Origin of the sequence: Photobacterium ganghwense, from assembly GCF_017329545.1 — a bacterium.
In the GTDB taxonomy this organism is placed as follows: domain Bacteria; phylum Pseudomonadota; class Gammaproteobacteria; order Enterobacterales; family Vibrionaceae; genus Photobacterium; species Photobacterium ganghwense.
Map to the genome: position 1 here is coordinate 1,430,239 of NZ_CP071326.1, position 26,181 is coordinate 1,456,419.

24 protein-coding genes and 1 pseudogene are annotated in these 26,181 nt (G+C 49.0%); 10 read left to right on the forward strand and 15 right to left on the reverse strand.

The features are described from left to right. Positions 1–147 precede the first annotated feature (147 nt). On the forward strand, positions 148–1,101 hold the full coding sequence (locus tag FH974_RS22680; protein WP_047886071.1) for a hypothetical protein: 954 nt from the start codon (positions 148–150) through the stop codon (positions 1,099–1,101). 167 nt (positions 1,102–1,268) lie between these two features. On the opposite strand, the gene FH974_RS22685 is transcribed toward FH974_RS22680, so the two are convergent. Continuing rightward, entirely contained in the window at positions 1,269–1,469 is a 201-nt protein-coding gene (locus FH974_RS22685; protein ID WP_047886072.1) for a hypothetical protein, read from the reverse strand. Between the two features lie 552 nt (positions 1,470–2,021). On the opposite strand from FH974_RS22685, the pseudogene lhgO reads away from it, so the two are divergent. After that, a pseudogene (lhgO, locus tag FH974_RS22690) lies at positions 2,022–3,218 on the forward strand (L-2-hydroxyglutarate oxidase); the annotation flags it as partial. Between the two features lie 694 nt (positions 3,219–3,912). Here the strand turns inward: lhgO and FH974_RS22695 are convergent. From FH974_RS22695 to FH974_RS22715, 5 genes are all read right to left on the reverse strand, one after another. Beyond that, entirely contained in the window at positions 3,913–4,185 is a 273-nt protein-coding gene (locus tag FH974_RS22695) for a hypothetical protein (protein WP_047886073.1), read from the reverse strand. A 301-nt stretch (positions 4,186–4,486) separates the two neighbouring features. Continuing rightward, positions 4,487–5,254: a lipid-binding SYLF domain-containing protein gene (locus tag FH974_RS22700; RefSeq protein WP_047886074.1), complete on the reverse strand. Its 768-nt coding sequence runs from the start codon at positions 5,252–5,254 to the stop codon at positions 4,487–4,489. 124 nt (positions 5,255–5,378) lie between these two features. Continuing rightward, on the reverse strand, positions 5,379–5,912 hold the full coding sequence (mog, locus tag FH974_RS22705) for a molybdopterin adenylyltransferase (RefSeq protein ID WP_047886075.1): 534 nt from the start codon (positions 5,910–5,912) through the stop codon (positions 5,379–5,381). Positions 5,913–6,061: 149 nt separating this feature from the next. Then, positions 6,062–7,510, reverse strand: coding sequence for an NAD-dependent succinate-semialdehyde dehydrogenase (locus FH974_RS22710; RefSeq protein ID WP_047886076.1), 1,449 nt, complete (start codon positions 7,508–7,510; stop codon positions 6,062–6,064). A gap of 265 nt (positions 7,511–7,775) precedes the next feature. Next, on the reverse strand, positions 7,776–8,594 hold the full coding sequence (locus FH974_RS22715) for a siderophore-interacting protein (protein WP_053061887.1): 819 nt from the start codon (positions 8,592–8,594) through the stop codon (positions 7,776–7,778). A gap of 483 nt (positions 8,595–9,077) precedes the next feature. Between FH974_RS22715 and FH974_RS22720 the strand changes: the two genes are divergently transcribed. Further along, on the forward strand, positions 9,078–9,512 hold the full coding sequence (locus tag FH974_RS22720; RefSeq protein WP_047886077.1) for a MarR family winged helix-turn-helix transcriptional regulator: 435 nt from the start codon (positions 9,078–9,080) through the stop codon (positions 9,510–9,512). Between the two features lie 179 nt (positions 9,513–9,691). Further along, the gene (locus tag FH974_RS22725) at positions 9,692–10,294 is read left to right on the forward strand and encodes a GNAT family N-acetyltransferase (RefSeq protein ID WP_047886078.1); all 603 of its coding nucleotides are present in this window, start codon (positions 9,692–9,694) and stop codon (positions 10,292–10,294) included. 7 nt (positions 10,295–10,301) lie between these two features. On the opposite strand, the gene FH974_RS22730 is transcribed toward FH974_RS22725, so the two are convergent. Continuing rightward, positions 10,302–10,706 (reverse strand): NUDIX hydrolase, encoded by a 405-nt coding sequence (locus FH974_RS22730; protein WP_047886079.1) that lies wholly within the window; start codon positions 10,704–10,706, stop codon positions 10,302–10,304. Between the two features lie 258 nt (positions 10,707–10,964). Here FH974_RS22730 and FH974_RS22735 point away from each other — a divergent pair, with 258 nt between their 5' ends. From FH974_RS22735 to FH974_RS22745, 3 genes are all read left to right on the forward strand, one after another. Continuing rightward, positions 10,965–11,888 (forward strand): M14 family metallopeptidase, encoded by a 924-nt coding sequence (locus FH974_RS22735; protein WP_047886080.1) that lies wholly within the window; start codon positions 10,965–10,967, stop codon positions 11,886–11,888. A 259-nt stretch (positions 11,889–12,147) separates the two neighbouring features. Further along, positions 12,148–13,785: a hypothetical protein gene (locus FH974_RS22740; RefSeq protein ID WP_207103785.1), complete on the forward strand. Its 1,638-nt coding sequence runs from the start codon at positions 12,148–12,150 to the stop codon at positions 13,783–13,785. 59 nt (positions 13,786–13,844) lie between these two features. After that, positions 13,845–15,140, forward strand: a complete 1,296-nt coding sequence (locus FH974_RS22745; RefSeq protein WP_207103786.1) for an alpha/beta fold hydrolase — start codon at positions 13,845–13,847, stop codon at positions 15,138–15,140. Between the two features lie 168 nt (positions 15,141–15,308). Here FH974_RS22745 and FH974_RS22750 read toward each other — a convergent pair whose 3' ends face one another. Together FH974_RS22750 and leuE are read right to left on the reverse strand one after the other, a co-directional pair. Continuing rightward, complete coding sequence (locus tag FH974_RS22750; RefSeq protein ID WP_047886083.1) at positions 15,309–16,406, reverse strand: YdcF family protein; 1,098 nt, start codon at positions 16,404–16,406, stop codon at positions 15,309–15,311. Positions 16,407–16,733: 327 nt separating this feature from the next. Further along, positions 16,734–17,375 carry a leucine efflux protein LeuE gene (leuE, locus tag FH974_RS22755; protein WP_047886084.1) on the reverse strand — a complete coding sequence of 214 codons (642 nt, stop codon included), beginning with the start codon at positions 17,373–17,375 and terminating at the stop codon, positions 16,734–16,736. Between the two features lie 295 nt (positions 17,376–17,670). On the opposite strand from leuE, the gene FH974_RS22760 reads away from it, so the two are divergent. After that, positions 17,671–18,576 (forward strand): LysR family transcriptional regulator, encoded by a 906-nt coding sequence (locus FH974_RS22760; RefSeq protein ID WP_047886085.1) that lies wholly within the window; start codon positions 17,671–17,673, stop codon positions 18,574–18,576. A 95-nt stretch (positions 18,577–18,671) separates the two neighbouring features. On the opposite strand, the gene FH974_RS22765 is transcribed toward FH974_RS22760, so the two are convergent. The 5 genes from FH974_RS22765 to FH974_RS22785 form a co-directional block, all read right to left on the reverse strand. Next, the gene (locus FH974_RS22765; RefSeq protein WP_047886086.1) at positions 18,672–20,573 is read right to left on the reverse strand and encodes a TRAP transporter permease; all 1,902 of its coding nucleotides are present in this window, start codon (positions 20,571–20,573) and stop codon (positions 18,672–18,674) included. A gap of 15 nt (positions 20,574–20,588) precedes the next feature. Next, positions 20,589–21,527: a TAXI family TRAP transporter solute-binding subunit gene (locus tag FH974_RS22770; RefSeq protein WP_047886087.1), complete on the reverse strand. Its 939-nt coding sequence runs from the start codon at positions 21,525–21,527 to the stop codon at positions 20,589–20,591. Positions 21,528–22,101: 574 nt separating this feature from the next. Further along, a complete protein-coding gene (locus tag FH974_RS22775; RefSeq protein WP_207104255.1) occupies positions 22,102–22,539 on the reverse strand; it encodes a VOC family protein in 438 nt (145 codons plus the stop codon). Positions 22,540–22,758: 219 nt separating this feature from the next. Then, complete coding sequence (locus FH974_RS22780; protein ID WP_047886088.1) at positions 22,759–23,187, reverse strand: DMT family transporter; 429 nt, start codon at positions 23,185–23,187, stop codon at positions 22,759–22,761. Positions 23,188–23,192: 5 nt separating this feature from the next. Further along, positions 23,193–23,705 (reverse strand): DMT family transporter, encoded by a 513-nt coding sequence (locus tag FH974_RS22785; RefSeq protein ID WP_047886089.1) that lies wholly within the window; start codon positions 23,703–23,705, stop codon positions 23,193–23,195. Between the two features lie 356 nt (positions 23,706–24,061). On the opposite strand from FH974_RS22785, the gene FH974_RS22790 reads away from it, so the two are divergent. After that, complete coding sequence (locus FH974_RS22790) at positions 24,062–24,553, forward strand: MarR family winged helix-turn-helix transcriptional regulator (RefSeq protein WP_047886090.1); 492 nt, start codon at positions 24,062–24,064, stop codon at positions 24,551–24,553. A gap of 88 nt (positions 24,554–24,641) precedes the next feature. Here the strand turns inward: FH974_RS22790 and FH974_RS22795 are convergent, their stop codons facing one another. Then, positions 24,642–25,583: a LysR family transcriptional regulator gene (locus tag FH974_RS22795; RefSeq protein ID WP_047886091.1), complete on the reverse strand. Its 942-nt coding sequence runs from the start codon at positions 25,581–25,583 to the stop codon at positions 24,642–24,644. 114 nt (positions 25,584–25,697) lie between these two features. On the opposite strand from FH974_RS22795, the gene FH974_RS22800 reads away from it, so the two are divergent. Next, positions 25,698–26,180: a TRAP transporter small permease gene (locus FH974_RS22800; RefSeq protein ID WP_047886092.1), complete on the forward strand. Its 483-nt coding sequence runs from the start codon at positions 25,698–25,700 to the stop codon at positions 26,178–26,180. Position 26,181 lies beyond the last annotated feature (1 nt).

Below are 26,181 nucleotides of genomic sequence, written 5' to 3' on the forward strand. Positions count from 1 at the left end.
TCCTCTCATCACTGACATCGCCATACACATCAATACAAAAACGACAATGCCGAGCCATTACAATCCACCTCAATTGCTAGGTGTTTTTTAAATCTCTGTTGCAATCGCTCATCCTATTCTTATACGCATATTTTTCAGAGCAATGTCATGAACAAAACCGTTATCGCACTTTCTCTTGCTATTTCACTTACAGCCTGCGGCGGCGGGGGCTCCGGTCAGCCGTCTGAGCCGGGAAAAATCACACCCCCGCCTCCAGTCAAACCGGAAGCCACCATCGATGTCGCCTTTAAGGGCGCCGCCTTCGACGCGGCGACACTGGCTTCTTTACAGTACCGGGTGAGCGAGTACAGTTCGGCGTTTCCACCGCAGTCCACTGACACTACAAAGCCAGATAATACCATATTTTTCAAAGAGGTATATCGCAAGCTAGCGGCTGATGAGGTAGCAGGCATTGGCGTGTTAAACGAGCTGGAAAACCAGGGGCTCGGGACCGATTTGTTTGAAGTGACCAGCATCGATTACAACAACGCCGAACTGACACAAGAAAAGGAACGTGACACTCATTTTGGGGCCCGAATTGAAAATGGTCGCTTCCTGACATTCCTGGACAATACCTCTTTATTCCGCCAGCCTTGGGCCCTGCCGGAGTTTCCTGCCACCAGCGAAGCCGCAAAACAACTGGCTGAAAGTGGTCGCGAAGTGTTCCACATGGATCTCAGCGCAATGACCCGAGCAGAAGTTATTGATTTTATGGAAGATAAAGAGATTGATAACAGTGAAACCGCCGCTATTAATACTTGTTCAACGCTCGATGTGACCCGCACTCTGCAAGTTGAGAACAACAGCACAGAGGTCGTGATGGTGAATGGTAAAGGCATCGAGACGATGAAAATGCATGTTATCGACCGGATTGAAGGCAAATGTCGACTTTTTGATGGCGATGAGATCGAATTTGGTCAGTTTGCCAATGACAATCTCGAAGGCATGGCCATCTGGGTCCACCCAGCCATCGGAATTGTTAAAGCCGTAGAAACTAACGCCAGCCGTCAGCAATCGGCAGTACTGGAACTCACTGGTTATACTCTTAACAACGCATTCTAAGATTCTGATTTCAATATTGTTTGAATTCTATCTTCGCATAACCTGAAGGGCCTCCGGGCCCTTTTTCGTGCGTCATAATAACTTGTTCCGTTCACACTTCACTCTTAAGCACATCATCTCTGAGCGTCTTCTCAGTGCTTCTCCTGTGCTCCATTTCGGGTTCCCTCTCAGTGTTTACGGCGCAATTTGTACAGTACCATCAGTAATACCGAGGCAACGGCAACCGTGGCAACCACAAAGATATACAGCAACATCTCTCCGTACTGACTGTTATGAAACAGAAGGTAACCGCTATAAAACAACACAAAATACAGTGAAATCACAATGAACAGCTTGTACAGATGACTATCGTTCAGATTTCTTAACATGGCCGCATTCCCCCATACCGGATAATCCTTAGCGGGCTATTTTGAGTATGTGCGGCCTTGGTGTGACCTGCCATGATGCTGTAACAATTTATGTCTGGACATACATTTTCCGGACAATGACCAAGCACCCACCACATGCTGAGCTAAGCCCATAACCTGATATCCCCGTATTGCAATACGACCATAGTCACAGACTGATCCCAGTCTATTTATTCAACTATCGGCTGTTAGATTTCTCACAGTTTCCTCATCGTTTTCCACGCTTTACCGCCTGACTCATCACAATAAAAAAACTCACGGAAAAGACCTTCAGTAAAGTCTAAGCAGCAGAATATATTAAGGATTTTAGAGAGTTTCAGGGAGACCGCAACATGTCGACCACAGCGTTACTACTGATCGGAATCGGGCTGGTGATCAGAATCGCCTGAGTTGCTGTCTTTATCACACTATTTTTTATCACCCGACGGCATGATGCCTCACAGGTTTCGGCAGTATCTAAAGCAAATTCATAATGTTATGTCTTACAACTACTGCTGACAAAGAAGGATAACTATGGAACAGATTTACGATTACATCATTATCGGCGGCGGGATCGTCGGTATCTCCACCGCGTGGCAACTGCAGCAACGCTGCCCGGATAAACGTATTCTGGTGGTCGAAAAAGAGGATACTCTCGCCCGCCATCAGACCGGACATAACAGCGGAGTCATCCATGCCGGGGTCTATTATGCGCCCGGCAGCCTGAAAGCCACATTCTGTAAAGAAGGCGAGCAAGCAACCAAAGCTTTTTGCCGACAGCATAACATCCCGGTAGAGGTGTGCGGCAAGTTACTGGTTGCGACCAATACCGACGAGTTGGCAAGGATGGATGCTCTGTACGAACGCTGCCTGGAAAACGGCATTGACGTAGAAAAATTGGATGAGGCGACGCTCAAGTCCCGCGAACCAAACATTACCGGATTAGGCGCAATTTTTGTAGCGGCGACCGGTATTGTCGACTACCGTCTGGTCACTCAAAAAATGGCTGAAGCATTCGTAAGCCTTGGCGGGCGTATCGCCCGGCGGAGTGAAGTGATATCGCTGCACGAATCTCCGGAAACGATTCAGGTTGGCTGTAAAAGCGATGGGCAGCCATTTATGCTACGTACCCGCTTTCTCATCAGCTGTGCCGGATTAATGGCAGATCGAATCACCCGGATGCTGGGGCTGGATACTGATTTTCAGATTATCCCCTATCGCGGTGAGTACTACCGCCTGGCACCACAACACAACAAGATTGTGAACCACCTGATTTACCCTATCCCGGATCCTGAACTGCCGTTTTTAGGCGTCCACTTAACCCGCATGATTGATGGCTCCGTCACTGTCGGGCCGAATGCCGTTCAAGGCTGGAAACGGGAAGGGTATGGGACGTTGAACGTAAGCGCGCGGGATATTATTGACATGGTGCGTTTCAAAGGTTTCTGGAAGGTCACGGCGAAACACCTGAAAACCGGTCTGACAGAAACCAAAAATTCCTGGTGGAAACCGGGTTACCTCAAACTGGTCAATAAATACTGCCCGCAACTGACGACGAAAGATTTACAACCCTATCCGGCGGGTATCCGTGCTCAGGCAGTATTGAGTGACGGTACTCTGGTGCATGATTTTCTGTTCGCCGAGAGCCCTCGTAGCTTGCATGTCTGTAACGCTCCCTCTCCGGCTGCAACGTCAGCCATCCCGATTGGTCGCTATTTGTGCGATAAGATTTTAACTGTGCAGCAGCCCGATACCACGTCTCACACACAGCAGGCAGGTTCAAAACCTGATTCAGACAGTACAACTGATCCGTATGCTAAACACAATCAACACCGCAGTTCCGCCTCTGACCCTGACCAAAGCCAAGAGCAAAGCCAAAAGCAAAACGCTTTGGAATCCCAGGAAGACACTCAGAAAAAGTCGGCGTCAGTCCCTGCGTCATCGTAACCCTTAACGATTATTGACCACGGCTTCTCGGCTCGGCTCGGCTCGGCTCGGCTCGGCTCGGCTCGGCTCGGCTCGGCAGATAAATGACACAGCCCACACCGTCACCAACAGAGGCCCAAAGAGATAGCCCGATCGGCTGTCTTTTCAAGGCCAATAACATGACAAAAGCACATTGCGCACAATCGTAGGGATGAGGGCTGAAGAGAAATCAGGCTAGAACGCGGCGTTGGAACGAGCTTATCTGCTGAGAAAAAAATCGAAACATAGTTCTTTGACCCAGAAAGGATTTAACAAAATATCAGCAAGTTTTACAAAAGTGATCGTTGCGCATTTTTTGATCGAAACGTATGATTCGCGTGCTTCAAATATGTTGTTCCTTAATCGATTTATTGCTGCGCCTGTCTGGGAATTGACAGGCGTTTTTTTTATGTGCCGCATCCCAGGATAAACATCATTAAGGAACAAACACGGGTTTTACTCAGTCCCACTGATCCCGCATCATCCAGGCACCGACAAAGAACAGAATTCCACCCGCAGAGACAATCATCTGATACTTGCTTTTCATTTCTGCAACGGTTTGTTCCGGTGAGACCTGCGCCAGCGCATCGGCGCCGCCTTTCATCATCACATCACCGACTTCCACGATCACATGGCTGCTGCCCAGTAATCCGGCAAACGCGACGCCACCACACATCAGTGACACCAATCCCAGCAACAAAGAAATATATCCCCATGTCCGTTTGAAATTCATTTCAGGCTCCTTTTTACATCTTGGAGAAGTCGTGCGTCGAACAGACTAATGGCAGCGAGAAAATATAAAGAAGGCAAGGTGACTTCAGCCATTAATCCGACAGACGCGGCTACCACAACAGCAATTGATAAAATTATGAAGAACACTCTATATGGATGTAACGACTAATGCAGGCAGGGATTAAATTTTTCGGAAGAATTTTGACATTGTCCTCATTTTTTTGAGGAGGAATATCTGTACCGCGCCAAGATGGGTACAGATATTCAGACAGGAAAGAAAAGACTAACAGACGCGTGTTTTATTACATCAGGGTTTCATCAACCCAATAGCGCGATCCGGAAATACTGGCGTTCAGCAGTAACCCTTTTTCACCGATTTGATAAATGGCCATACCACCGTTGTATTTCGCGGTCATCCCTTTACTCTCATCCCCCGCTACGGCACTCACTTCAGAGGTCGCTTCCCAGCCATCTTTCACGAAATTTTCAAACGTCGCTTTATCTTCGAACAAAATGACTTGCTGATAAAACTTGCCGCCCAGCCCGGCAGCGAGACCGGCTCCAAACATTTTCATGTACGTACGTTCATCAGTTTCGCGATTAACCGCGACCCCTGCCCCTTGGTCGGTATGAAGCAAGAGTGAAAACTTACGAGAATCAAACACGGCGTAACCATAAGCCTGATCAAACAACAATTTTGCTGACGGTTGCTCGTTAAACAGCCTGACCAGCGCAGTATCAGACATCGTATCTAACGCCAGGCGTGCTTCTTCCGGCGTTTCCGGTTCCAACATGTCATCAAGTTTGGCATCTGCAACATCCAGCCACTCTTTACTCTTCTTCACCGATTCATCTGTCCACTCACCCGCGGTGTTGTAGGCATCTTTTCCCCACTCAGACACAGAATCCCAGGTCTCTTTTGAGAAATCGGCCACATTATCCCAGGCTTTTTTGGAGCCTTCGCTGACTTTTTCTCCCAGCTCAGACGCCGATTTTTTGATTTCTTCCCAACTGGCATAAGCCGGAGCCGTCGCCAGAATCACCGTTAATGCGATAGGTATCATTTTCATGTTTCCTCCCCAGGGCGAAGATAAAGAATGCGTACACCCGGCCAGAATTTCACGGATACCCAAAGTGTTTTTGGGGATCCAGACAAAAAAGCCAGGCATTACGCCTGGCTTTCGGGAAACCTTGTTACTTTTGTTTCGGACGGAAAGGCTTGATGACCTCTTCGTTACATTCCAGGCATGGCCCTTCCATCAGGTCAATACAGTAAGGAATAGCCGGGAATACGGCATCCAGGCACTCACGAATCGACTTTGGTTTACCCGGCAGGTTGACGATCAGGCTGTCGCCACGCAGTCCCGCAGTCTGGCGGGACAAAATTGCCGTCGGTACGAATTTCAGCGACTCAGCTCGCATCAGTTCACCGAAACCAGGCATCATTCGGTCACACACCGCTTCGGTCGCTTCCGGTGTCACGTCACGTTTCGCAGGGCCAGTACCACCAGTAGTCACGATTAAACTACAGTCTAGTTCATCAGCCATCTTGATCAACGTGGCTTCAATAACGTCCTGCTCGTCTGGAATCACTTCGTAAACCGGTTCCCATTCAGAGACAAGATACTCACTCAGCGTATCAATGATTGCCTTGCCCGAAATGTCCTCGTAAACGCCCGCACTGGCTCGGTCACTTACCGTTACAATACCGATTTTTGCTTTTGTCATGCGTGATTCCTCAGGCTGTGCCTATTCAGTTTCCTGTAAAAACGGCCAGCAAGCACTGACCGTAATATCAAACAATTCCTAAGTGTAAGGAATATTGGCAGAGGGATAAACACTTTCCCTCTGCAAATGGCGACTTTAATACCAATGAGTTACAGGCCACCCATCAGGGTGTATTTGGTATCCATAAAGTCTTCAAGCCCCTGACGTGCGCCCTCACGGCCCAGCCCGGATTCCTTTATGCCGCCAAACGGTGCTACTTCGGTCGAGATTAGCCCTTCGTTGATGCCAACCATGCCGTATTCCAGCCGTTCACTGAATGTAAACGCGCGGGACAGTGACTGAGTATAAGCGTACGAGGCCAACCCTGAGTCGGTATGGTTGGCACGGCGAATCACCTCGTCATCATCGCTGAAACGGAACAATGCAGCGACCGGGCCGAAGGTCTCTTCACTGGCAATGCGCATATCATCTGTCGCATCCGTTATGACCTGGGGCGGGAAGAAATTGGTGCCTTCCGGCTGCGGCTCACCAAAGGCCAATGTGGCGCCTTTTGCCAACGCATCATCAATATGGCTCTGCACTTTTTCGACAGCAGCCTGATTAATCAGTGGGCCAATTTTCGCATCCGGATCAAAACCATCCGCCACTTTCAAGGCTTTGACTTTTTCCACCAGCTTCTGGGTAAATGCGTCATAAACGCGATCCTGCACATAGATCCGGTTAGCACAGACACAGGTTTGCCCCGCGTTGCGGAATTTGGCAATCATCACCCCTTCAACTGCCGCATCCAGATCCGCATCGTCACACACAATAAACGGTGCGTTACCACCAAGCTCAAGAGCCATTTTTTTCACCGTCGCGGCAGATTGCTCCATCAGCAATTTACCAACAGCCGTCGACCCGGTGAACGATATCTTCTTCACGACTTTGCTCTCAGTCAGTGCGCCACCGATGGCTTTCGCATCACCGGTCAACACGCTGAACAACCCGGCAGGAATACCTGCGCGCGAGGCAAGCTCAGCCAGTGCCAGCGCGGTCAGAGGGGTATCCGGCGCCGGTTTCAGAACCACGGCACAACCTGCCGCAAAAGCCGGGCCGCATTTACGGGTGATCATTGCGGCCGGAAAGTTCCAAGGAGTGATCGCCCCGACAACCCCGACAGGCTCTTTGCTGACGAGAATTCGGGAATTAGGCTTGTGACTTGGAACGATCTCACCATAGGCACGCTTAGCTTCTTCCGCAAACCACTCAATAAAGCTAGCGGCATAGGCGATTTCACCCTTAGCTTCATTGAACGGTTTACCTTGCTCTGCAGTCAGAATCGTGGCCAGATCATCGGTATTTTCGACGATCAGATCGAACCATTTACGCAAAACGGCAGTGCGCTCTTTGGCTAATGTTTTTTTCCAGGTTACCATCGCTTTTTCAGCAGCATGAATGGCCGACAGGGTTTCATCCTTGCCCAGCACCGGAACGTGGGCTATGACCTTGCCGGTTGACGGGTTAATCACTGGCATAGTGGCTTCATCCAGAGCCGTCACCCAGTTGCCTGCCACCAGGCAGGCTTGTTTTAGCAAGCTGGTATCATTGAGTTTCACGATATATACCTTCATGGTTTGAAAAATCGTTATACGACAAGCATAAAAGGAATTTCTCGGAGTTTGAACCGGATTATTCTCAGGGATTATGTAAACCGAACCACGGTTACAAAAATTGGTTCAACCTTAAGCAATTTACAAACAATAACGCCGACGATTTACCCAGCCACATACCATTCCATACAATCCCGTACACATCCTCTTTGGCAGCTCACCTCTGCCGTTCTTTCAGTCAAATCTTGTCATTGAATGTTGCTCTGCTCGGTTATAACGGATTAGCCTGTTTTTCCATACCAAACCGATCGGCATCCACACCGCGTTTCCAGTAACCCACCGCAAACATCTGATGCCGGGGAACACCAATCTCGTCCTGAAACAGATTCCGTAGCGGTCGTATTTCTCGCGCTTCGAGCCCCATGAACACAACCGTGTCGGTTGTTAAAGATTCCCGGAAACCTCTTACCGTCTCCACAAGTACATTTTCCTGGTTTTCCAATACCCAATGTAACCGGGTATTCGCCGACACTTCTAATGCCACCTTGTCTTCTTCATGCGGCACGATGATCACGGCATCAATGCTTGCTAACGGCGAAATACGCTGACTGTAAGCAGCCACTGCATTCAGGGAGGTAAGATCACCCAGTAACACGTAGCGAGGCGCGTCCCAGATATCCAGCTTTTTCGGTCCCGGTCCGGCAATGCCGACTTTATCTCCCGGCTTTGCCGTCTTGGCCCAGTTCGTTGCCGGTCCCTGATGGCGGTTAACGACAAAATCGAGCACCAACTCAGTGGTTTCAGGATCAAACGCCTGAATCGTGTAAGAGCGCATGGTCGGACGCGGTGTACGGCCAAGATCCAGCTCCAGTTCATCACAACCGGGATCAGGTAAAATCACTTTCACATACCCGCCTTCTTCACCGGCCGGGAGCGTGTGCAATGCCTCGCCCGCCACCGTGATGCGCTGCAAGTGGGGAGACAATGATTCCACGTTAACCACTTCGGCCAGTCGTGCACGAGGGCGGCGCGGAGTGGCGGCGGGTTGTCCTGAATCAGAAACTTGTGATGTATACGTAGCTTGCTTCATTTTCTCTCCTGAGGAACCTGTCGAGCATTCTGAGTATGCTGTGTCATGTTGCGCTTAAGCTGCCCCCACTATGTTCAGCAAACCTACCCTCTGGAACCGCTAAGCTCTTATATATGAGCTCTTATGTATGAGCTCTTATATATGAGCTCTTGTATGTGAGATCTTATAAACAAGCTCTTAGTCACAAGCTCTGATATATCCGCTCTGATGAACGTCGCTGCTGTAAAGACCTGTCTATAAAATTCGCAGTATGCTTTTGGGTGGAGAAAGCAATTTAGTGGTTTAAACAACACGGAAACGGGCAGTATGAATTCAGTCACCTTTGTCATCATTCACAGAGAACGCCCCCATCAGGCATCCATTTCTGACAAATCGCCCTGGAAGACTGTTGTCCCGTCGGCACTTGGTTGATAAAATCAACTATATTGACTTTTGGTTGATATTGTCAACCATATTATGTGTTCACATTACTCAGGAGCCCCTATGAGCAATCAGTCCCTGCCTGATGTCGTCATGGCCCTCTCCCGTGGATATCGACTGAATATCCGCCAGGCAATAAATGCAAAAGCCTTAGGTTTGAACGGCATGCATGCCCAGTGCCTCAGGATCATTGCCACGATACCAGACTGTACGGCCAACCACATAGTCAGCATCATGCATCGAGACAAAGGGCAAATTGCCCGGCTAGTCAAAGAACTGATCACTATGTCACTGATTGAGAAGCACCCGAATCCAGCCGACAAACGCAGCCAGATTCTGACGTTTACCGATGATGGACATGCGCTGATGAACAAGATCCACCTCGCCGAAAAACAATTGGATAAACAAATGTGCGAAGGGCTGAGTACGCAAGACATCGACGCTTTCAAGCGAATATCTGCGCGAATGGTTGAGAACTTGCAGCGAGACGACGGATAATTCAGCAGGCGTGCAGGCGTAGGTTACACGTCCGGTTGTCTCTAGCGCCACATATGCACATACACTCACACAACAGGAAGGAATCGAGTATACTGGGCAGTATTTTCGTCACGCCGTTTTTGAATACCTGACAGCATGAGCGAATATTCGGTGCATGCTGCCTGAGGGATGATACACAGATGAGAGACAACAAATGGCTTCAGGACATCGAACTTGAGTCCGAGACAGTCAAACTGATACCACTGCAACCTGAGCATGCCGATGCACTTGTCTCGGCCGCCTCTGATGGCGAGTTGTGGACGTTATGGTACACCAGCGTACCGAATCAAGTGTCGGTCAACCAGTACATAGATAAAGCGCTTACAGACAAACAAAACGGCGTGGCCCTGCCCTTCGTCGTGATTGAAAAGTCGACAAATCAGATCATTGGTTCGACCCGTTTCTGCAATGCCGATTTAATCAATCACCGGGTCGAGATCGGCTACACCTGGTATGCAAAGCGTTTCCAACGTTCTTCTGTCAATACTGAATGTAAATTGTTACTGCTGAAACACGCTTTTGAGCAGCTTGAGGCAATCTCCGTTGTCTTTTGCACACACTGGCATAATCAGCAGTCCCGAACCGCGATTGCCCGTTTAGGTGCCAAGCAAGACGGTGTACTGCGTAATCACCAGAAAATGAAAGACGGTTCCTATCGCGATACGGTTATCTTTTCCATCATCGATCAAGAATGGCCAGGCGTTCGTAACCACCTGACGCACAAACTGTCTTCTCACCGCTGAGTACAGGCTATTTCCTCTGGCTAAAGGTTGCAGCAAGTCGCTGATACTCAGACAGCGCGATTCTGTCAGCATCAATACTGACAGGCGCGTTGTCTATGGCATACCAGTTCACTTCATCCGCTTCCAGTGCCTTCATGTCGCCCGACCAGGCATCAACAACGTAGTAGTGAATCAGTTGAAGTTCTGATGTCGGGTGGTACAGCGAACACAAATACCGGTACGATTCCGGCTTCACCGCCAACTCTTCTTCCAGTTCTCGAAACAGAGTGTCGAGTTGCTTCTCCCCGCTTTCCATATGGCCGCCGGGAATACAAATCAATCCCGGATCACAAGCTTTCTCCATCGAGCGGGTTTCCAGCAAAACCTGCTGCTGATCAATCAGCAGAAAAGACACACATTCATGAACGTTCAATAGCTACACTCCTTGTTCGGGATAAGATATCAGTATGAAATCAGTGATGTTTCAGCTGAATCATGTCTGAGTTTTCCTCACAAAATAATGAGTGTAACGGGCAGAGTCAAAAAAGATTCCACAATCGCGACAATCGGATACCGGTCAGTGTTAAACGAAAGATCGCAGACTGTTACGGCTATGGGTAAAGTTTGCTTCCGATATCTTAGTCAATTATCCTGTGCTCAAAGGATCAACCCACACAAGATAAGGCCAATAATGAAAAGTTCGCATTCATACCCTATCGGCACACCAGGGCAGCCATGGGGCGACAAGGAAAAACAACAATGGTTTGAGCAGGTCACCATCAAACGCTCATATCAGGAAGAAGTCGTAAGCAAAATTCATGCGCTGGAAAAGCGTTTCGATCTTTTCCAATATGGCGCCCTCAGTTACAACCCGGAAAAATATCCGCTGTTTGCCCTTAAAACCCGTCAATGGGATGAAAGCAAACCGACGGTTTTAGTGACTGGCGGTGTTCACGGGTATGAAACCAGCGGTGTACACGGTGCCCTGCAGTTTCTGGCTCAAGAAGCCGAGAACTACACCCAGCATTTCAACATTGTTGTAGCGCCTTGTGTCAGTCCTTGGGGCTACGAGACCATCAATCGCTGGAACCCGAAAGCCATTGATCCCAACCGTTCGTTCTACGAAGACAGCCCGGCAGAAGAATCTGCATCATTGATGAAGATGGTGAAAGAGCTGGGGACCGAGATTCTTGTTCACATCGATCTGCACGAAACCACAGATACCGATGAAGAAGAATTCCGCCCTGCACTGGCTGCCCGTGATGGTAAAGCATACATTGAAGACAGCGTGCCAGACGGTTTTTATACTGTAGGTGATACTGAAAACCCGCAGCCTGACTTCCAGCAAGCCATCATTGACTCGGTGCGTCAGGTTACGCATATCGCACCGCCAGATCAGGACGGCAACATTATTGGCAGCCCTGTGGTCCAGGAAGGGGTGATTAACTACCCGCTGAAAGCACTGAGTCTCTGTAACGGTCTGTCTGACTGCACGTACGGCACCACAACCGAGGTGTATCCGGACAGTGAGAAAGTCACACCGCAAGAGTGTAATGATGCTCAGGTTGCAGCCATTGTCGGCGGCCTGAACTACGTCATCGCGCAAATGAAGTAACTCGCGGTATAACCTGACGGCTCAGTTTTAATCTTGATTGTCGGCATGATGATCGGATTGAAGATACTCTGATTTAGCATTATCTGCTGAGCCGTTTTGCTGCTGTCCAATAAACCCGTACAATAAACCCGTAATGTCACGAAGCTGCGAACTTGCAGTCACTCATCTTGTTCTAAGATTTATCTGCAAATAGACCTTGTTATCACCTGACCGCGTTGCCACGACAAACCAGAGAACAACACAGACCGGATGACAAACCATGCGCTCGCTGATTTCTGCCATTTTGCTGTTTAGCCTGCTTGCCTGTGCGACCCAGTCTCCGGTTGAACGGCTTAGCGACCTTGGCGAACCCAAGCTGGTCAGCTGTCATCACTTGCTGAGCGATTTCAAACGCGAAGTACGGCGCCAAAAGGTGCAGGATGCCCAAGTGGTGACGACTGACGCCATCCCATTTCTGGCTTTCGATCGCTTCAGCCAGTCCGTATTACTGGACGTCAAAACGCAAAAAGACAAAGAACAGTGGCTGACCTATACCGCACGGCTCTCGAAAGAACAACGACATGCGGAGTTCCGTAATCTGGTCGCGAATCATTCATTCACGAATCTCTTTACCGCAAAGGCTAAGCACACCTTTGATCTCAACCAACTAGATAGCTGCGCTGATTCGCTTACCCAAGCGGCGATAAACTTATCATTACGCGCATCGAAAAAGGACGAATTTTGGGATCACATTCGCTCATCCGCACCTCCCATCCCCTCAGATTACGAGCCCTGGCTGCGTATTCTTGGGGTTTATCCGGTGGCGGCCCGATTCGCCCATTCCAGCATCCTCAAAGAGCAGGCCCGTATCAAAGCCGGTTTCGATACGGCTTACGCTAGGGAGACAGACCACTCCCCCGCCTCAAACAGACCTCCGGGGGAAGAAAAAGTCATCATCTATCAACTACTTGATGACAATGATAACCGCTTGAATCATGCGACCATCCAACAATGGTTTGCCGAGGCCCAGACCACGTCCTCCCTGAACTGGCCGCAACTTAGTCAGCAACAAATTCAGCGCTTGACCCACTATTATGCGCCGGACATTCGTATCGACACCCTGTCGGATGATGATCGCCCCGGCACCGTTGGCTATTTCACTACCCCGCAACCCGAAGTCGCCACCAACCGACCTGCGGTTTACCTGGGACACAGTTACACCCGTTTCCACCAGCAGATTCTCCTACAACTGCATTACAGCCTCTGGTTTCCTCGTCGTACCCCCCGACGCCCGGTGGATCCTTACGCCGGACCATTTGACGCAATACTGCTCAGGCTGACACTTAATCAACAGGGGGAACCCTTAGTGCTAGACAGCATTCACCATTGCGGCTGTTACCATATGGTCTTTAACCTTAACGACGCTCTCACCTTTGTTGAGACTCAACCCGGTACAGAAGTTCCTATCAGGCGTTCGGTGCTGCTCTCCGAGACATTACCTAAAGATACGCAGCACTTATCAGTGACACTGTCACATAGTGAGCACATGATCAAACATGTAGACTGGCAGTACCGGCAGACTAACCCAGACGTCGAGCACCTTTCGGCACCCGCTCCAGTCCACCTAGCCCCCCTTGCCTATCATCAGCTACGCAATTTGCCCGTTCCGGACTCTCTGATTCAAACAGGCTCTCATAAAAGCTTGTTTGATGAAAATGGCTGGCTGCTGGCCAGCGAACGACTGGAAAAAAGCTATTTATGGCCGTTTGGTATTCCCTCTCCCGGCATGATGCGCCAATGGGGTCACCATGCTACGGCTTTCATCGGGATGCGCCACTTTGATGACGCCCGGATGTTTGAATCGCTGCTTTCCTACCGCCATGGAAATCCTACTGCTTTTCAGACCGGGTTGCGGTAGGATAGCCGTCATTCAACACACAATCAGCCTGTTGTTTTCACAAGTAAAAGGAGAAACGCGTGCAAACTTCCTTCATTGATGGTGATTTACTCTATCGCCAGCACACTTTTGAGCTTCCACTCGATTACAATCAGCCACAAGGCCGCCGTATCTCAGTCTTTGCACGCGAGGTGGTTGATTTAGCGCGGCAGGATGCGGATTTACCATGGCTGGTGTATTTGCAAGGTGGTCCGGGTTTTCCGTCTCCACGTCCTGACAGCCGATCAGGCTGGCTGAAACGTGCCCTGCAGGAATACCGGGTGCTGCTGTTAGATCAACGAGGTACCGGCAACAGTAGGGTCATCAGCCACCAAACCCTGGCCCATCTGTCTGCACCAGATCAGGCTGAGTATTTGTCGCATTTTCGTGCTGACAATATTGTGCGCGACGCAGAAGCAATCCGTGAATCGCTGGGCGTGAAACAGTGGGCGATTCTGGGACAAAGTTTTGGCGGATTCTGTTCACTGACCTATCTGTCATTTTATCCGCACAGCCTGAGCCGCGCGTACCTGACCGGTGGCGTGCCGTCTCTGAGCCGCCATGCTGATGATGTGTATCAGGCAACCTACCAACGTGTTCTGGATAAAAACAATGCCTTCTTCGCCCAGTTCCCACAGGCACAGGAGCAGTGCCGAAAAATTGCCGATTTTCTGCTAAATAATGATGTTCGACTTCCTAACGGCCAGCGATTTACTGTTGAGCAGTTCCAGATGATTGGCATTAACCTTGGCCGCAGCCACGCCAATCTGCCCATGTACTACCTGCTGGAAGACGCGTTTGTCACAGCAAGCGGGCAAGAGACACTCAGCTATAGCTTCCTCAATGCTATGCTGGCAGAGCAGTCGTATCAGACCAATCCGATTTACGCGATTTTGCATGAGTCCATATATTGTCAGCAGAGCGCCTCAAACTGGTCTGCACACCGTGTCCGGGACAGCTATCCGCAGTTCCATTACGCGTCAGGCAAACCTTTCCTGTTTACCGGTGAGATGGTCTTTCCGTGGATGTTTGATCAGTTTGCCTGCCTGACACCGCTTAAAGATGCCGCCGCTATTCTGGCCACTAAGCAAGACTGGCCGGCTCTATATGATATTGAGGCTCTGGCAGAGAATACCGTCCCTGTCACCTGTGCGGTCTACGCTGAAGATATGTATGTAGAGATGGATTACTCGCTGGAAACCCTGCGCGGCATTCCAAACAGCAAAGCTTGGATCACCAACGAGTATGAGCACAACGGCCTGCGCCAGGACGGTGAAACCATTCTGAACAAGCTGATTGAAATGGGTAACGCTATCGCGAATCTGCCGCGCGAGTAAGCATCGCCAGGCTGAAAAATGCCCATATCTGTTCGATATGATCACTGACCTGATTCAGCTTAGGACTCGATTTCGAACGGTTCAGTGACATGAAAAAGGCCACCAACGTGGCCTTTTCTTTATTATAAGTTCTTCAATAGATCTTTCACCGGCTGTAGCCCGTTTCGATCAACGTGACTCCAGCGGGTAAGAACGATAACTCCACATACCGTAGGTACGAAGCGCATCTCGGTAGATGCCCAACAATTCACTGTCACTGGCTTTCGCCAACTCTTTCAGCGGCTTGTCCGGATAAGCAACGGTATCAAATGTGATTCCCTGAGGGCCCGTTTGCCAGCTTGCGATCTCAAACAGCGCCTGGCCACGACGCACATGGCTGGCTGAGCTGATGATAGTTGCGTGCTTAATACCATGCCGTGCCAGTGCATAGCTGCTAAACAGGGCATTATCCACTGTGCTGGTGGCGTAGTTTTCCTCGATTAGACGGTCTTTGCTAACGCCTTTAGCAATCAGCCAATCTGCCATCAACTTACCTTCGGTTTTATGATTTTTCGGTACCCCGCCCGTCAGCACAATCAGCGCGTCCGGGTTAGCTTTTGCCATCGCTAAAGTCGTTTCCAGACGTTCAATCAGAATTTGATGCATTGAACCGTCAGGGTTCAGCGCATAGCCTAAAGTCACAATGGCACCTTTATCTTTAAGTACGCCACTTTCAGCCTTCTCTTTAAGCGGTGTATCCAGAATGCGGTCAACCGTTGAAAAAATACGCTCAATGTCCGCTGCTCTGCCAGCATTCAGTTTGGTCAACGTTTTCATGTGCGCTTTCGTTGCTGCATCGTTGCCTTTGTATCGCTGCCATACCGCTAAGTACGCATGTAAATCAACATCATCCGGCGCAACCGTCAGTGCTTGTTCAAACAACTCAATCGCTCTGTCGACATTTTTGTTATAGATCTGAGCATTTGCCGCTGAGATCAACAGGTCGGTGCGGTACGGCTCTAAGGCATATGCCTCCAACAAACGGTCTGTGACTATTTCCATGTTACTTGGCATTTTTGCGGTAAAACCCGCATGAGAAATCCGCGCCGGAGATTTAAACGCCGTTACCGCGTCTTCCAGTAACTGATCAACAACCTGCCGTTTCGTTACAAACTGGGCATGCTCAACAGTAGCTTGAACGGCTGAAGAATTCTCTGCCAGTACAACTGGGGCGGCGCTTAATGCGATGACACTACCAAGGGCCAGGGCGATAATGTTCTTTTTCATGAAGAAATCCTACGGGGGAGAAAAATACGACTTATGTCTCTTGTTTTTTTGCAGTCTATATTTAGAAAACGAAAAAAACTGTGACAAAGAGCAAATGCCACCGTATCGCCACCCATTAATTATTAAAAATATCAATTTTCATCACAAAATAAGAGTGCAGACACATCGTAGAACAACAGTAAATTAACGATGAGAAATAACGGTCAACCTCCTTTTTAACGACCTTCACACCATACCTTGCAATAAAAAACGGCCACCAGGGCCGTTAGATTTTTTAATTTATAAGGTTGAGCAGAACAGGCTGCCGGTTTAAGCGAATCAGAACCGCTAGCTTAAACTCGCCAAACGTGCAGCAAATCCGACAAACAACAGTCCCAGCAGGCTATTACCCAGTTTCGACAACGACTGATTATTACGAAACACCTGAGTCAGTGATGAACCGAGGAAAATCAAAAAGCTCAGATAAACAATGCTGAAAACTTGTAAAATAGCCGCAAGGATAAGGTAAGAAATCCACGTGTGTTCATAGGTGTAGTCAATGAACTGAATAAAAAACGACACATAGAAAAGAATCGCCTTGGGATTGGTCAAACTCAATGTCAGTGCTTTACCAAACACATTTTCCCGTTTTACCGGCAGCGCTTCCCCTTGTTGCGCAACATTTCGGTTAAACCAATAGTGATGGATTAATTTGATTCCCAAATACAGCAGGTATGCGGCACCCAAATAACGAATAACGGTGAAAAGAACGGGTGATGCCTGAATCAGCGAGGCAATGCCAAGATAAGAAAGAAGAATCAGTATTGCATCACCAACAAGCACAGCCGAAGCCGCCTTATAACCGGATTTTACGCCATACGTTGAGCTCGATTTCAACACATACAAAGAGTTTGGGCCGGGGGCGAGAATAATCATGGTCAATCCCGCTAAATAAGTCCAAATATTGATAACGCCAAACGCTTCTAACATGCTCCCTCACCCACAAAAAACAAACAATCCGATAACGGATTTGTATCGCAAATGCTGCTTAAAGTCTATCCATTATATGGACAAGGTATTCTTTCTTGATGGGCAAGCCAGTCAAGCTTGCTTGAGCGCTTTTTCGAATCTCGTGATCGTTGCTATGCCGAGCATCACACTGAAACTGTGATCATATTCCGGTCTTCACTCTTTCGGACTTCATAATATTGAATTGCTGTTGCAACCCGTTTTAAAAAAGTTAGATTGGTATCTCTATTCTCATTTGTGGTTAGCATTCAAACAAATGGATATTAAGCGCCTGCAGTACTTTGTTGCCCTGGTAAAAAACGGTAACTTCACCAAAACGGCGGCTCAACTGGATATTGCTCAGTCGGCACTCAGTGTCAGCATGCAAAAACTGGAGAAAGAGACCGGCCTGAAACTGATCAACCGAAACAAACGGCAGGTTCAGTTAACCTCCGATGGTCGTCGTTTGCTGTTTCATGCCCGTCGAATTCTGGAAGATGTTGAACAGGCAGAGTTGGAAATTGAAGAACTGAAAGGGTTGGAACGCGGAGAAATCCATTTTGGCGTTTCGGCAATGCTGGGCTCTTATTTCCTGCCGGCAGCTTTGTCTGCCTTTAGTCAGAAATACCCCAACATTCGCATTCATGTGCAAGAGCATGGTACCGCCACGCTCGAAACGATGCTGCTGGACGGTGAACTGGATCTTGCGTTTGTCCGGACCGACAAACCCGTAGAACAACTCAGGTATGTCGCACTGTGTCCAGAAGAGATTATGGCCTGTGTGAACGAAGACCACCCGTTTGCCCAACTCTCGAGTATTACGCTGGGGCAATTCTGCCAGCAGCCACTGATATTGTTCCGGGAAGGATATTTTCTGCGTGAAGCCGTCAGCCGTTACTGTCGCAAATATCATGTTAAGCCTGACCTTCGCTTTGAAACCAACCTGATTGAACTTGCCAAAGATCTGGTCAGAAACTCTGTTGGAATCAGCACTTGCCTGAATCTGATCATCAGTGACAACGACCCGTTAGTCTGTGTCCCCTTCAATCCCGCCATCAAAGTCGAGTTTGGTATCGGCTGGAAAAGTAGCCATTATTTATCGCAGGCCGCCCGTACCTTTATGGCATTCATGGAAGAGTGGTATCACAAACACCCTTCTCGTCCTGCGGCAATCAGGGCATAACCCTCACCATTAAAAATGCCCCGCAGCATTACCTGTCCGGGGCGCTCTCATTACACATTTAGGCACACACCGCCATTCAACGTGACCGCTTACCCCTAACTCACTTTCAAAGCCTGACGACGTGGCAGAATCTGATTGAGTAGCGTCAGAACCGCAATGCCCACGCAGGCCACGATGTTGACCAGGTCGTAATCGAGAAATGCTAAGGCTAATGCACAAACAAACAGAATGCCGCGCGACAACCATGACAGCGGATTGAACAGGCGTCCCTCAATACTCCCGGCAAACGCAACGATCAACCCCAGTGTATAAACCACCGAAAGAACAAAGGCTCCTGTGGAAAAATCGTTGAACCAGACAAGATGCCCGTGTGCCATCATCACCGGAATCAAAAAGAATCCCTGCGCCAGTTTCATGGCTTGCACGGCTGATTTCATCGGGGAAGCATTAGCGATACCCGCACCAGCAAAAGCGGCAAGGGCAATAGGCGGCGTGATATTGGATGTCTGAGACAACCAGAACACAATCATATGTGCGGCAAGCAAACTCACACCCAAGTCCATCAGCGCCGGGACAGCCATCACTGACAGCACGATATAGGCCGCCGTCACAGGAAGTCCCATCCCCAGAATCAACGCCGCCAGCGCGATAAGCCCCATCACAGACCACAGTTGGTTACCGGACATCGCCAGTAAGAACTGGGTAAACTGCAGACCAATCCCCGTCTGGCCAATCACACCAACAATAATCCCCGCACAGGCACAGGCTACCGAAATCGGCAAAGCCATCAGCGCCCCTTCCTTCATCCCCTGGAGGATCAGCGGAAGCGTGACTCGGGTGGATTTACGTACCATCGCTGCAGCCAGGATCGACGCACATCCGGCAATCCCCACTAACACAGGCGAGTAGCTCATCATCAGCAAAATAGTGATAAAAATCAGCGGTGCCAGGAAGTGCCAGCCACGCACCAGTACCGTTTTGATCTTTTCGGTCTGTGTCATGCCCTGCAGCCCAAGCTTACACGCCATCAGGTGGATGTAGAGCAAAGATGACAAGAAATACAGGGCTGCCGGTACGATGGAAACCAGCAAAATGTCCGAGTAAGCGATACCGGTAAACTGGGCCATCACAAATGCCCCGGCGCCCATCACAGGCGGCATAATCTGCCCGCCCGTTGAGGCGGCGGCTTCAATACCGGCGGCCTGCTCTGGCTTGTATCCCAGCTTTTTCATCATCGGGATGGTAAGCGAACCGGTTGTCACCGTATTGGCAATGGCAGAACCGGAAATTGATCCCAGTGCAGCGGAAGCCAGCACGCTGGCTTTGGCGGGACCACCCCGGTATTTACCGGCCAGAGCAAAGGCACAATCAATAAAAAACTGACCCGCGCCCGATACCTGTAAAAATGCCCCAAACAATACAAACGTGAACACTACGCCGGCAGCAATACCGAGCGGTGCACCGTAAACACCATTCGTGGAAAAGATATGAAAACGAATCATCTCTTCAATGCTGAAGCTTTTACTGGCAATGGCGTCCGGCAGCAAGGAACCAAATAGCGCATACAGAATGAACAAGATTGCCAGGCAGGACATGACCGCACCAACTGTACGCCGGGTCGCTTCCAGCAGGGCAAGCAGGATAATGACTCCGGCCACTTTGTCACTGGACGATAAACCATCCAGCAAAAAGCTCATGTCGTCATAATCAAACACACTAATATGCCAGGTCGCCCAGATGGTCAGCACAATACAGGCCAAATCCGCCAGTCGACCAGACAGATACAGGCCCGTGTGGTGCCGTTGATGAAAAGCCGGTTTAACCAGAAAAATCAAAACCAGCACCCAACTGATATGAATTGGGCGAAATATCGGTGCCGCCAGTGTAGCAGTTACACCCTGCCAGATTTGGAAAGCCGACAATGCCACGGCAGCGACGGCGGCTAACCCAATTAGCCGCTCAGTCACCAGAACATTCCAGTTTCTACTCTTACTCATTCCCTGCTCTGCCTTTTATTCGTTGTGCTGCAACTGCTCTTGAAAATATTTCTTCGAGCCGGGATGCAATGGAACCTGGCTTAACTGATTCATATTTTCGACTGTGGTGAATTTGGCAACACTCAGGGCGTTGTTGAGCGCTTTTGAGTTTTCAAAGATAACTTTAGTCATGTCATAGGCCAACTTATCATCCATACGCTGATTCACCACCAGCACGTTCCACACCGCAGGAGCTGTAAACTCGCCGACCCCGTTATACACACCCGGTTGAATCGTTACGGACTGATAAGCAGGCAGGGATTTGGAAATGGTGGCCATATCCTGATCCGTGAAATTCAGAATTCGGATATCCCGGGTTAACGCCAATTCCGTGATCGCTCCTAAACCGGAACTGCCGACAAAAACACCCGCATCAATCTGGCCATTCGCAAGCGCTTCTGTGGTCGCAGAAAAGTTCAGTGACTGCACCGTCATACTGGATTCATCAACTCCCAACGCCGCCAAAATGCTTCTTGCGCTCACTCGGGTGCCCGAACCCGGTGCGCCCAGAGAAACTTTTTTCCCTTTCAGATCGGCAAGGGTATGAATGTCCGAATCTGCCGGAACAACAAACTGAACCACATTCGGGTACAGGGCTGTTAAAACCGCGACGTCCAGTTTTCTCGGAAATGGCTTTTCACCGTTCTGGGCCTGAATAACGACATCTCCCATGGCGAAGCCCACCAGTTGCTTGTCCTGCACCACTTTAATGGTGTTTTCCACTGAAGCAGCCGTGACCTCTACCCGCATATTAAAATCCGGCAGATTTTCACTCCACAGTTTTGCCAGTAGGCCACCATAAGGGTAATACGTACCGCTCTGGCTACCGGTTCCAATCGTGAAATTTTCAGCATGAGCCATGTTCATTACGCCACACAGGCCCAGTGCCACCAGCGTTTTTATTGTTTTTTTCATTCTATCCTCACGTTATTGATCTGCATCAAACCCCAAATTCTTTACACATTATTAACCAACGTGCAATCTATCATCATGGCTTTTGAGAACCCTCTTAATAAACTCGGTGCAATAAAATCTGCAAAACGCCTCTTTCAATACGCTAAACAGATAATAAAAATCGATTTTGTGGATAATCCGGCTCAAAATGGCATGCAAGAAAATACCGAATTCACACCACTCACCTTTATACCAGGTAAACATTTTCACAACTTGTCGCCCCCCTGAGCACCATCAGCGATTGGTTATTAATAACTCAGCGCAAACCTCAGTCATATATAGATCCAGCGGAGAAAATGTGTCGTGTATGAAAAAATCAGGGAAAATAAAGAGGGAAATAGTCTTTGTGGAAAAATACTGTTCGGGGATAAAAATATATCGAGGAAAAAAGCGGAATGAATAACAATACGGAAAATGTTTAATCGACTGACAAAAGCAAAAAAGCAAAAAACAAAGCGAGACTTTCCCGTTTAAAAGTCCGTCTCGTCATGACTAAGTGGGAAGTGAAAGTATTCCCTAAGCTATTCCCCCTGCGTTACTCAATCACCAACCTGCCGTCTTCATGAAACTGCCAGAAATCGGCGTAAGCGACTTCCCAAATATGACCATCGGGATCAGAAAAATAACCACTGTAGCCACCCCAAAATACGTCCTGAGCCGACTTGATGATTGCACCGCCAGCTTGTTTTACTTGCTCCAGAACAGCATCAACCTCTTCTCTGCTGCGAGTATTGTGTGCGAGAGTCACGCCACTAAAACTGCCTGCAGGGTGCTGTAACACCAGATTTTCCGAAACATCCTCAGCCAGTTTATCGAAGGGGTAGAGCGCCAGACAAACGCCCCCCGTCTGAAAAAATATAATGCCTTTCTCTGGCTGGCCAGATGTCGGAAAACCTAAACCATCATGGTAGAAACGGTAGGATCGCTCCAGATCCTCCACTCCCAGCGTGACGATACTGATCCTTGGCTCCATCCTAATGCTTGATTCCATCATCGACTCCTGGCAGCTGCGTAAAAAGTGCTCTCAAAGTGAGCGATAAAGCGCCCCATAAAATTAGCCTTAGAAGCGTCTTTACAGTGTAAAACCCTATTTGGGCTCTTGCTTGTTTTCCTCTTTCTCGTTTTGATTGACCTAACGCCTGCTCGTGTGCAGCCAGCTCAAAAACCTCTGATAAGCTGATGTTTTTTGCGGCTATGACTTTTTCCGTGTCAGATAAATACCAGCTAACACAAGCACTACCCCAGCGATTTTCATACCGCCCGGCATCTGTTGAGCTGAAACCCAGTCCAGCATCACCGCTGAAATCATTTGTCCGCCAATAACCAGAATCGCGGCATTCATCGCGCCCAATTTAGGGAAAATATAGCTACTCACAGCCACAAACAACGCGCCAAATACGCCACCTAAAAAAGCATGCGGAGGCAAATCAGCCACTGTCCACTGCGCCCACTGCCATCCGGCCAGCACTGTCAGAAAAACAGTCAGGACACTGAATCCGATCACATGATTCCAGAGTGAGGCTTTAAAAGCGCCTGTTGATACACTCAGCTGACCATTAATAGTACGTGCGGTACCAATCAGGATGCCGTTCAATAATGCAATAACCACAAGACTTAACATGTCTGTCACCCAAATAAAATCAAGATACTGCCCAGCAAAACAAGGGCCACAATCAGTAAATCCGACCCGCTAATTTGTCTTTGCCGCGTTCTGAGTAATCCAAAGTGATCGGCGACCATACCAAACACAATCTGCCCAACCAAACCCAGAGAAATTGTCGCTGATAACGTCAGTCCCCCATTGATAGCGGTTGCCGCCAATATGACCGTAAACGCCCCCGGAATACCGCCGAGGTAAAACCAAATCGGTACTTTAGCCGTTTGCGATGTATGGGCTTGGTTTTCTTCACTCTGTCGCGGCGTTTTGCTGCGCTGCAGTACCAACCACATCATCACAAGCGCAACGGCAGCACCGACGCCATGTGCCACCCAAGATGCAAACATCGGGCTGCTGGTTTGCGCGAGTTGGCTGTTGGTTTCTATCATCAACGTCAGCAATCCCCCTCCGATCAGCGCTAAGGCGATTGTGCCGACTGATTTCGCCAGTTTGGTATCGGCTGCCTGATTTATCTGTTCCATACTTTTTCCGCACGCTTCATGTAAAAACACCTTTAAACCAATCATCTACCTATGACACCACTTCCGAAGATACCCTTACAGTAAGTATCTCCAATTAGATGTATCTTTCAAAAAAGATATCTGCATGTTAGGTTTCAGTCTTAAATTCATCAAGTATCTTTTTAGAAAAGTACTTTTTCTTGAGAGAAATAATGGTGCTGATAATAAAAATGGGGTGTTGAGAGCAAAAAGGCGTGAGGGCTGATAACCATTTGACCACCTGCGTGGCGCAACCTCTCAACATCGAAAGCGGTGCTGGCGTTTAGCTCATCAATTAAGTATCTTTCTAATGAGTAATTACTGTGTGAGACGATAAATTGAATAACGATCATGTAGATAGAGTGCTACAGCAGTGGCAGGCCTGTCGTCCGGATCTCGATTGTTCACCAATGGGCATCATTGGTCGCATGAGCCGCATGCAGCGCCTGATAGAAAAGCAGCTGATAGCGGTTTTCAAACAACACAACCTGAATTCAATTGAGTTTGATATTCTGGCGACCCTAAGAAGAAGCCAGGTTCCGCTGACCCCTACCGATTTGTACCAGACATTAATGCTGTCTTCGGGAGCCATGAGTACCCGCATTGAACATCTGGTTCAGCGAGGTCTCATCCATCGTCAGGCCAGCGATCAGGATCGTCGCAGTTGTACCATCACCCTGACAGATGAAGGGATGGATGTGATCAATAAAGCGGTCGAAGCGCACGTCGCCAATGAGCATGCGTTGCTTAAGCCATTGAGCAAAGAAGAGCAAGATCAGCTGGCAGACCTGATGCGCCGCTGGTTGTTGAGCAACGAAAACGGGTTATAAATTTACTGAAGAAACGGAGCTGAGAGCTCCGTTTTTGTTTGTCCGAGAGATAGCCCACTGCCTGCATATTTCCTCTGACTCGGCTTGCTTAAGCTCGACTTGAAAAACGATGCGTGGGCTCAATAAACTTTTCCAGTCCGGCATGGATATTTTCCACAAACGCTTGCGCAAGGCGGGACAAGGGCTTGTGCGACGGTGTAATGATCGCATGCTCGAAAATAACCTCCGGAATAAAAGGCCTGAACACCACATCTCCATGACCAGATTTGCTGATGGTATAACTGGCAGCACTCATCGGATCACAAATGGAACAACATAACTGGTGTTCCACAAACTCAAACCCTGAGATGTAATTCTGTAGTTCAAAACGGGGATAGTAACGAGCCCCGTTTTCATCAAACAAGAAGCGCACCAGTTCGCTGGTCGGATGCTGAGAGAAAAGCGTCGCCAGCGGCACATTATCGAGATCTTTGGGTGTGATGACCTTTTTCTGCGCCAGCGGATCATTTTTGTGTATCGCGCACACCCCTTTGAGCCGAATAGGCTCAACATTGATGGAATCCCGCTCCTTCGGCATTTCCGCATAACCGATATCATACTGCTGCGAAGCGACCCAATCGTGCACGATCATCGAGCTTCGCATCATCATGGAGACATTGACATGAGGCCGGTCTTTGACGAAATCAGCAATCACATGCGGCATGAAATACAGTGATGCTGCCGGCATACAAGCAACCCGCAGGCTTCCCCGCGACAGATTTTTCACCTCTGCCATCAACTGCGATGCGCGCGTCAGGCGTTCCAGAATCGCTTCGGTCTCTTCCAGCAGGAAATAGGCTTCCGGTTTGGGAATCAGCCGCCCCTTGTTACGCTCGAATAGCTTAAAACCCAGCTCATTCTCCAGACTCACCAACATGGCGCTGACAGCAGGCTGCGTCCGGCACAATGCGCGAGCGGCGACCGACACAGACCCCGAGCGCATGACAGTTCTGAATGTTTCCAATTGCTTAACGGACAAATTGGTATCCATACCTCACCCTATAAGAAAAAATTATGGAATCAGAGAAATTTTAAATTTGTTTCTATTGGTTGTCAGCATTAAATTAACAACGTATTCACAAAAGCAACAATAAGGAAATGTGCTGTGGAGCGATTGTTCAGATACCTGCTAACCGGACTAATGGGCATTGTAGCCCTCTCTCAGTTCGTTCAGGTGGTAACCCGATACATCTTCGAAGTGCCAATCATGGGACTGGAAGAAACCATCATCATCCCCACCCTGTGGCTTTACATGCTGGGGGCCGTGAATGCCTCGCGGGAAGATACCCAGATCCGAGCCAATGTGCTGGAGATCTTTATCAAAACCGAGCGAGGCCACACCATTCTGGCTCTGATCGGCGAAGTGATCAGCTTTGTGATTTCTCTCTGGCTCACTTACTGGGCGTGGGATTATTTCAAATATGCCCTGCGAGTGTGGAAGGAAAGCCCGACCCTTTATATCCCAACGTTTTTCCATGAGTGCTCGTTGTTTCTTGGCCTACTGCTGATTTCCGGCTTTATCGGGCTTCACATTATCAGACTGGTTCGTCAGTTGACGTCCCCTCACTATTCCGTGGAGAAAGCATAAC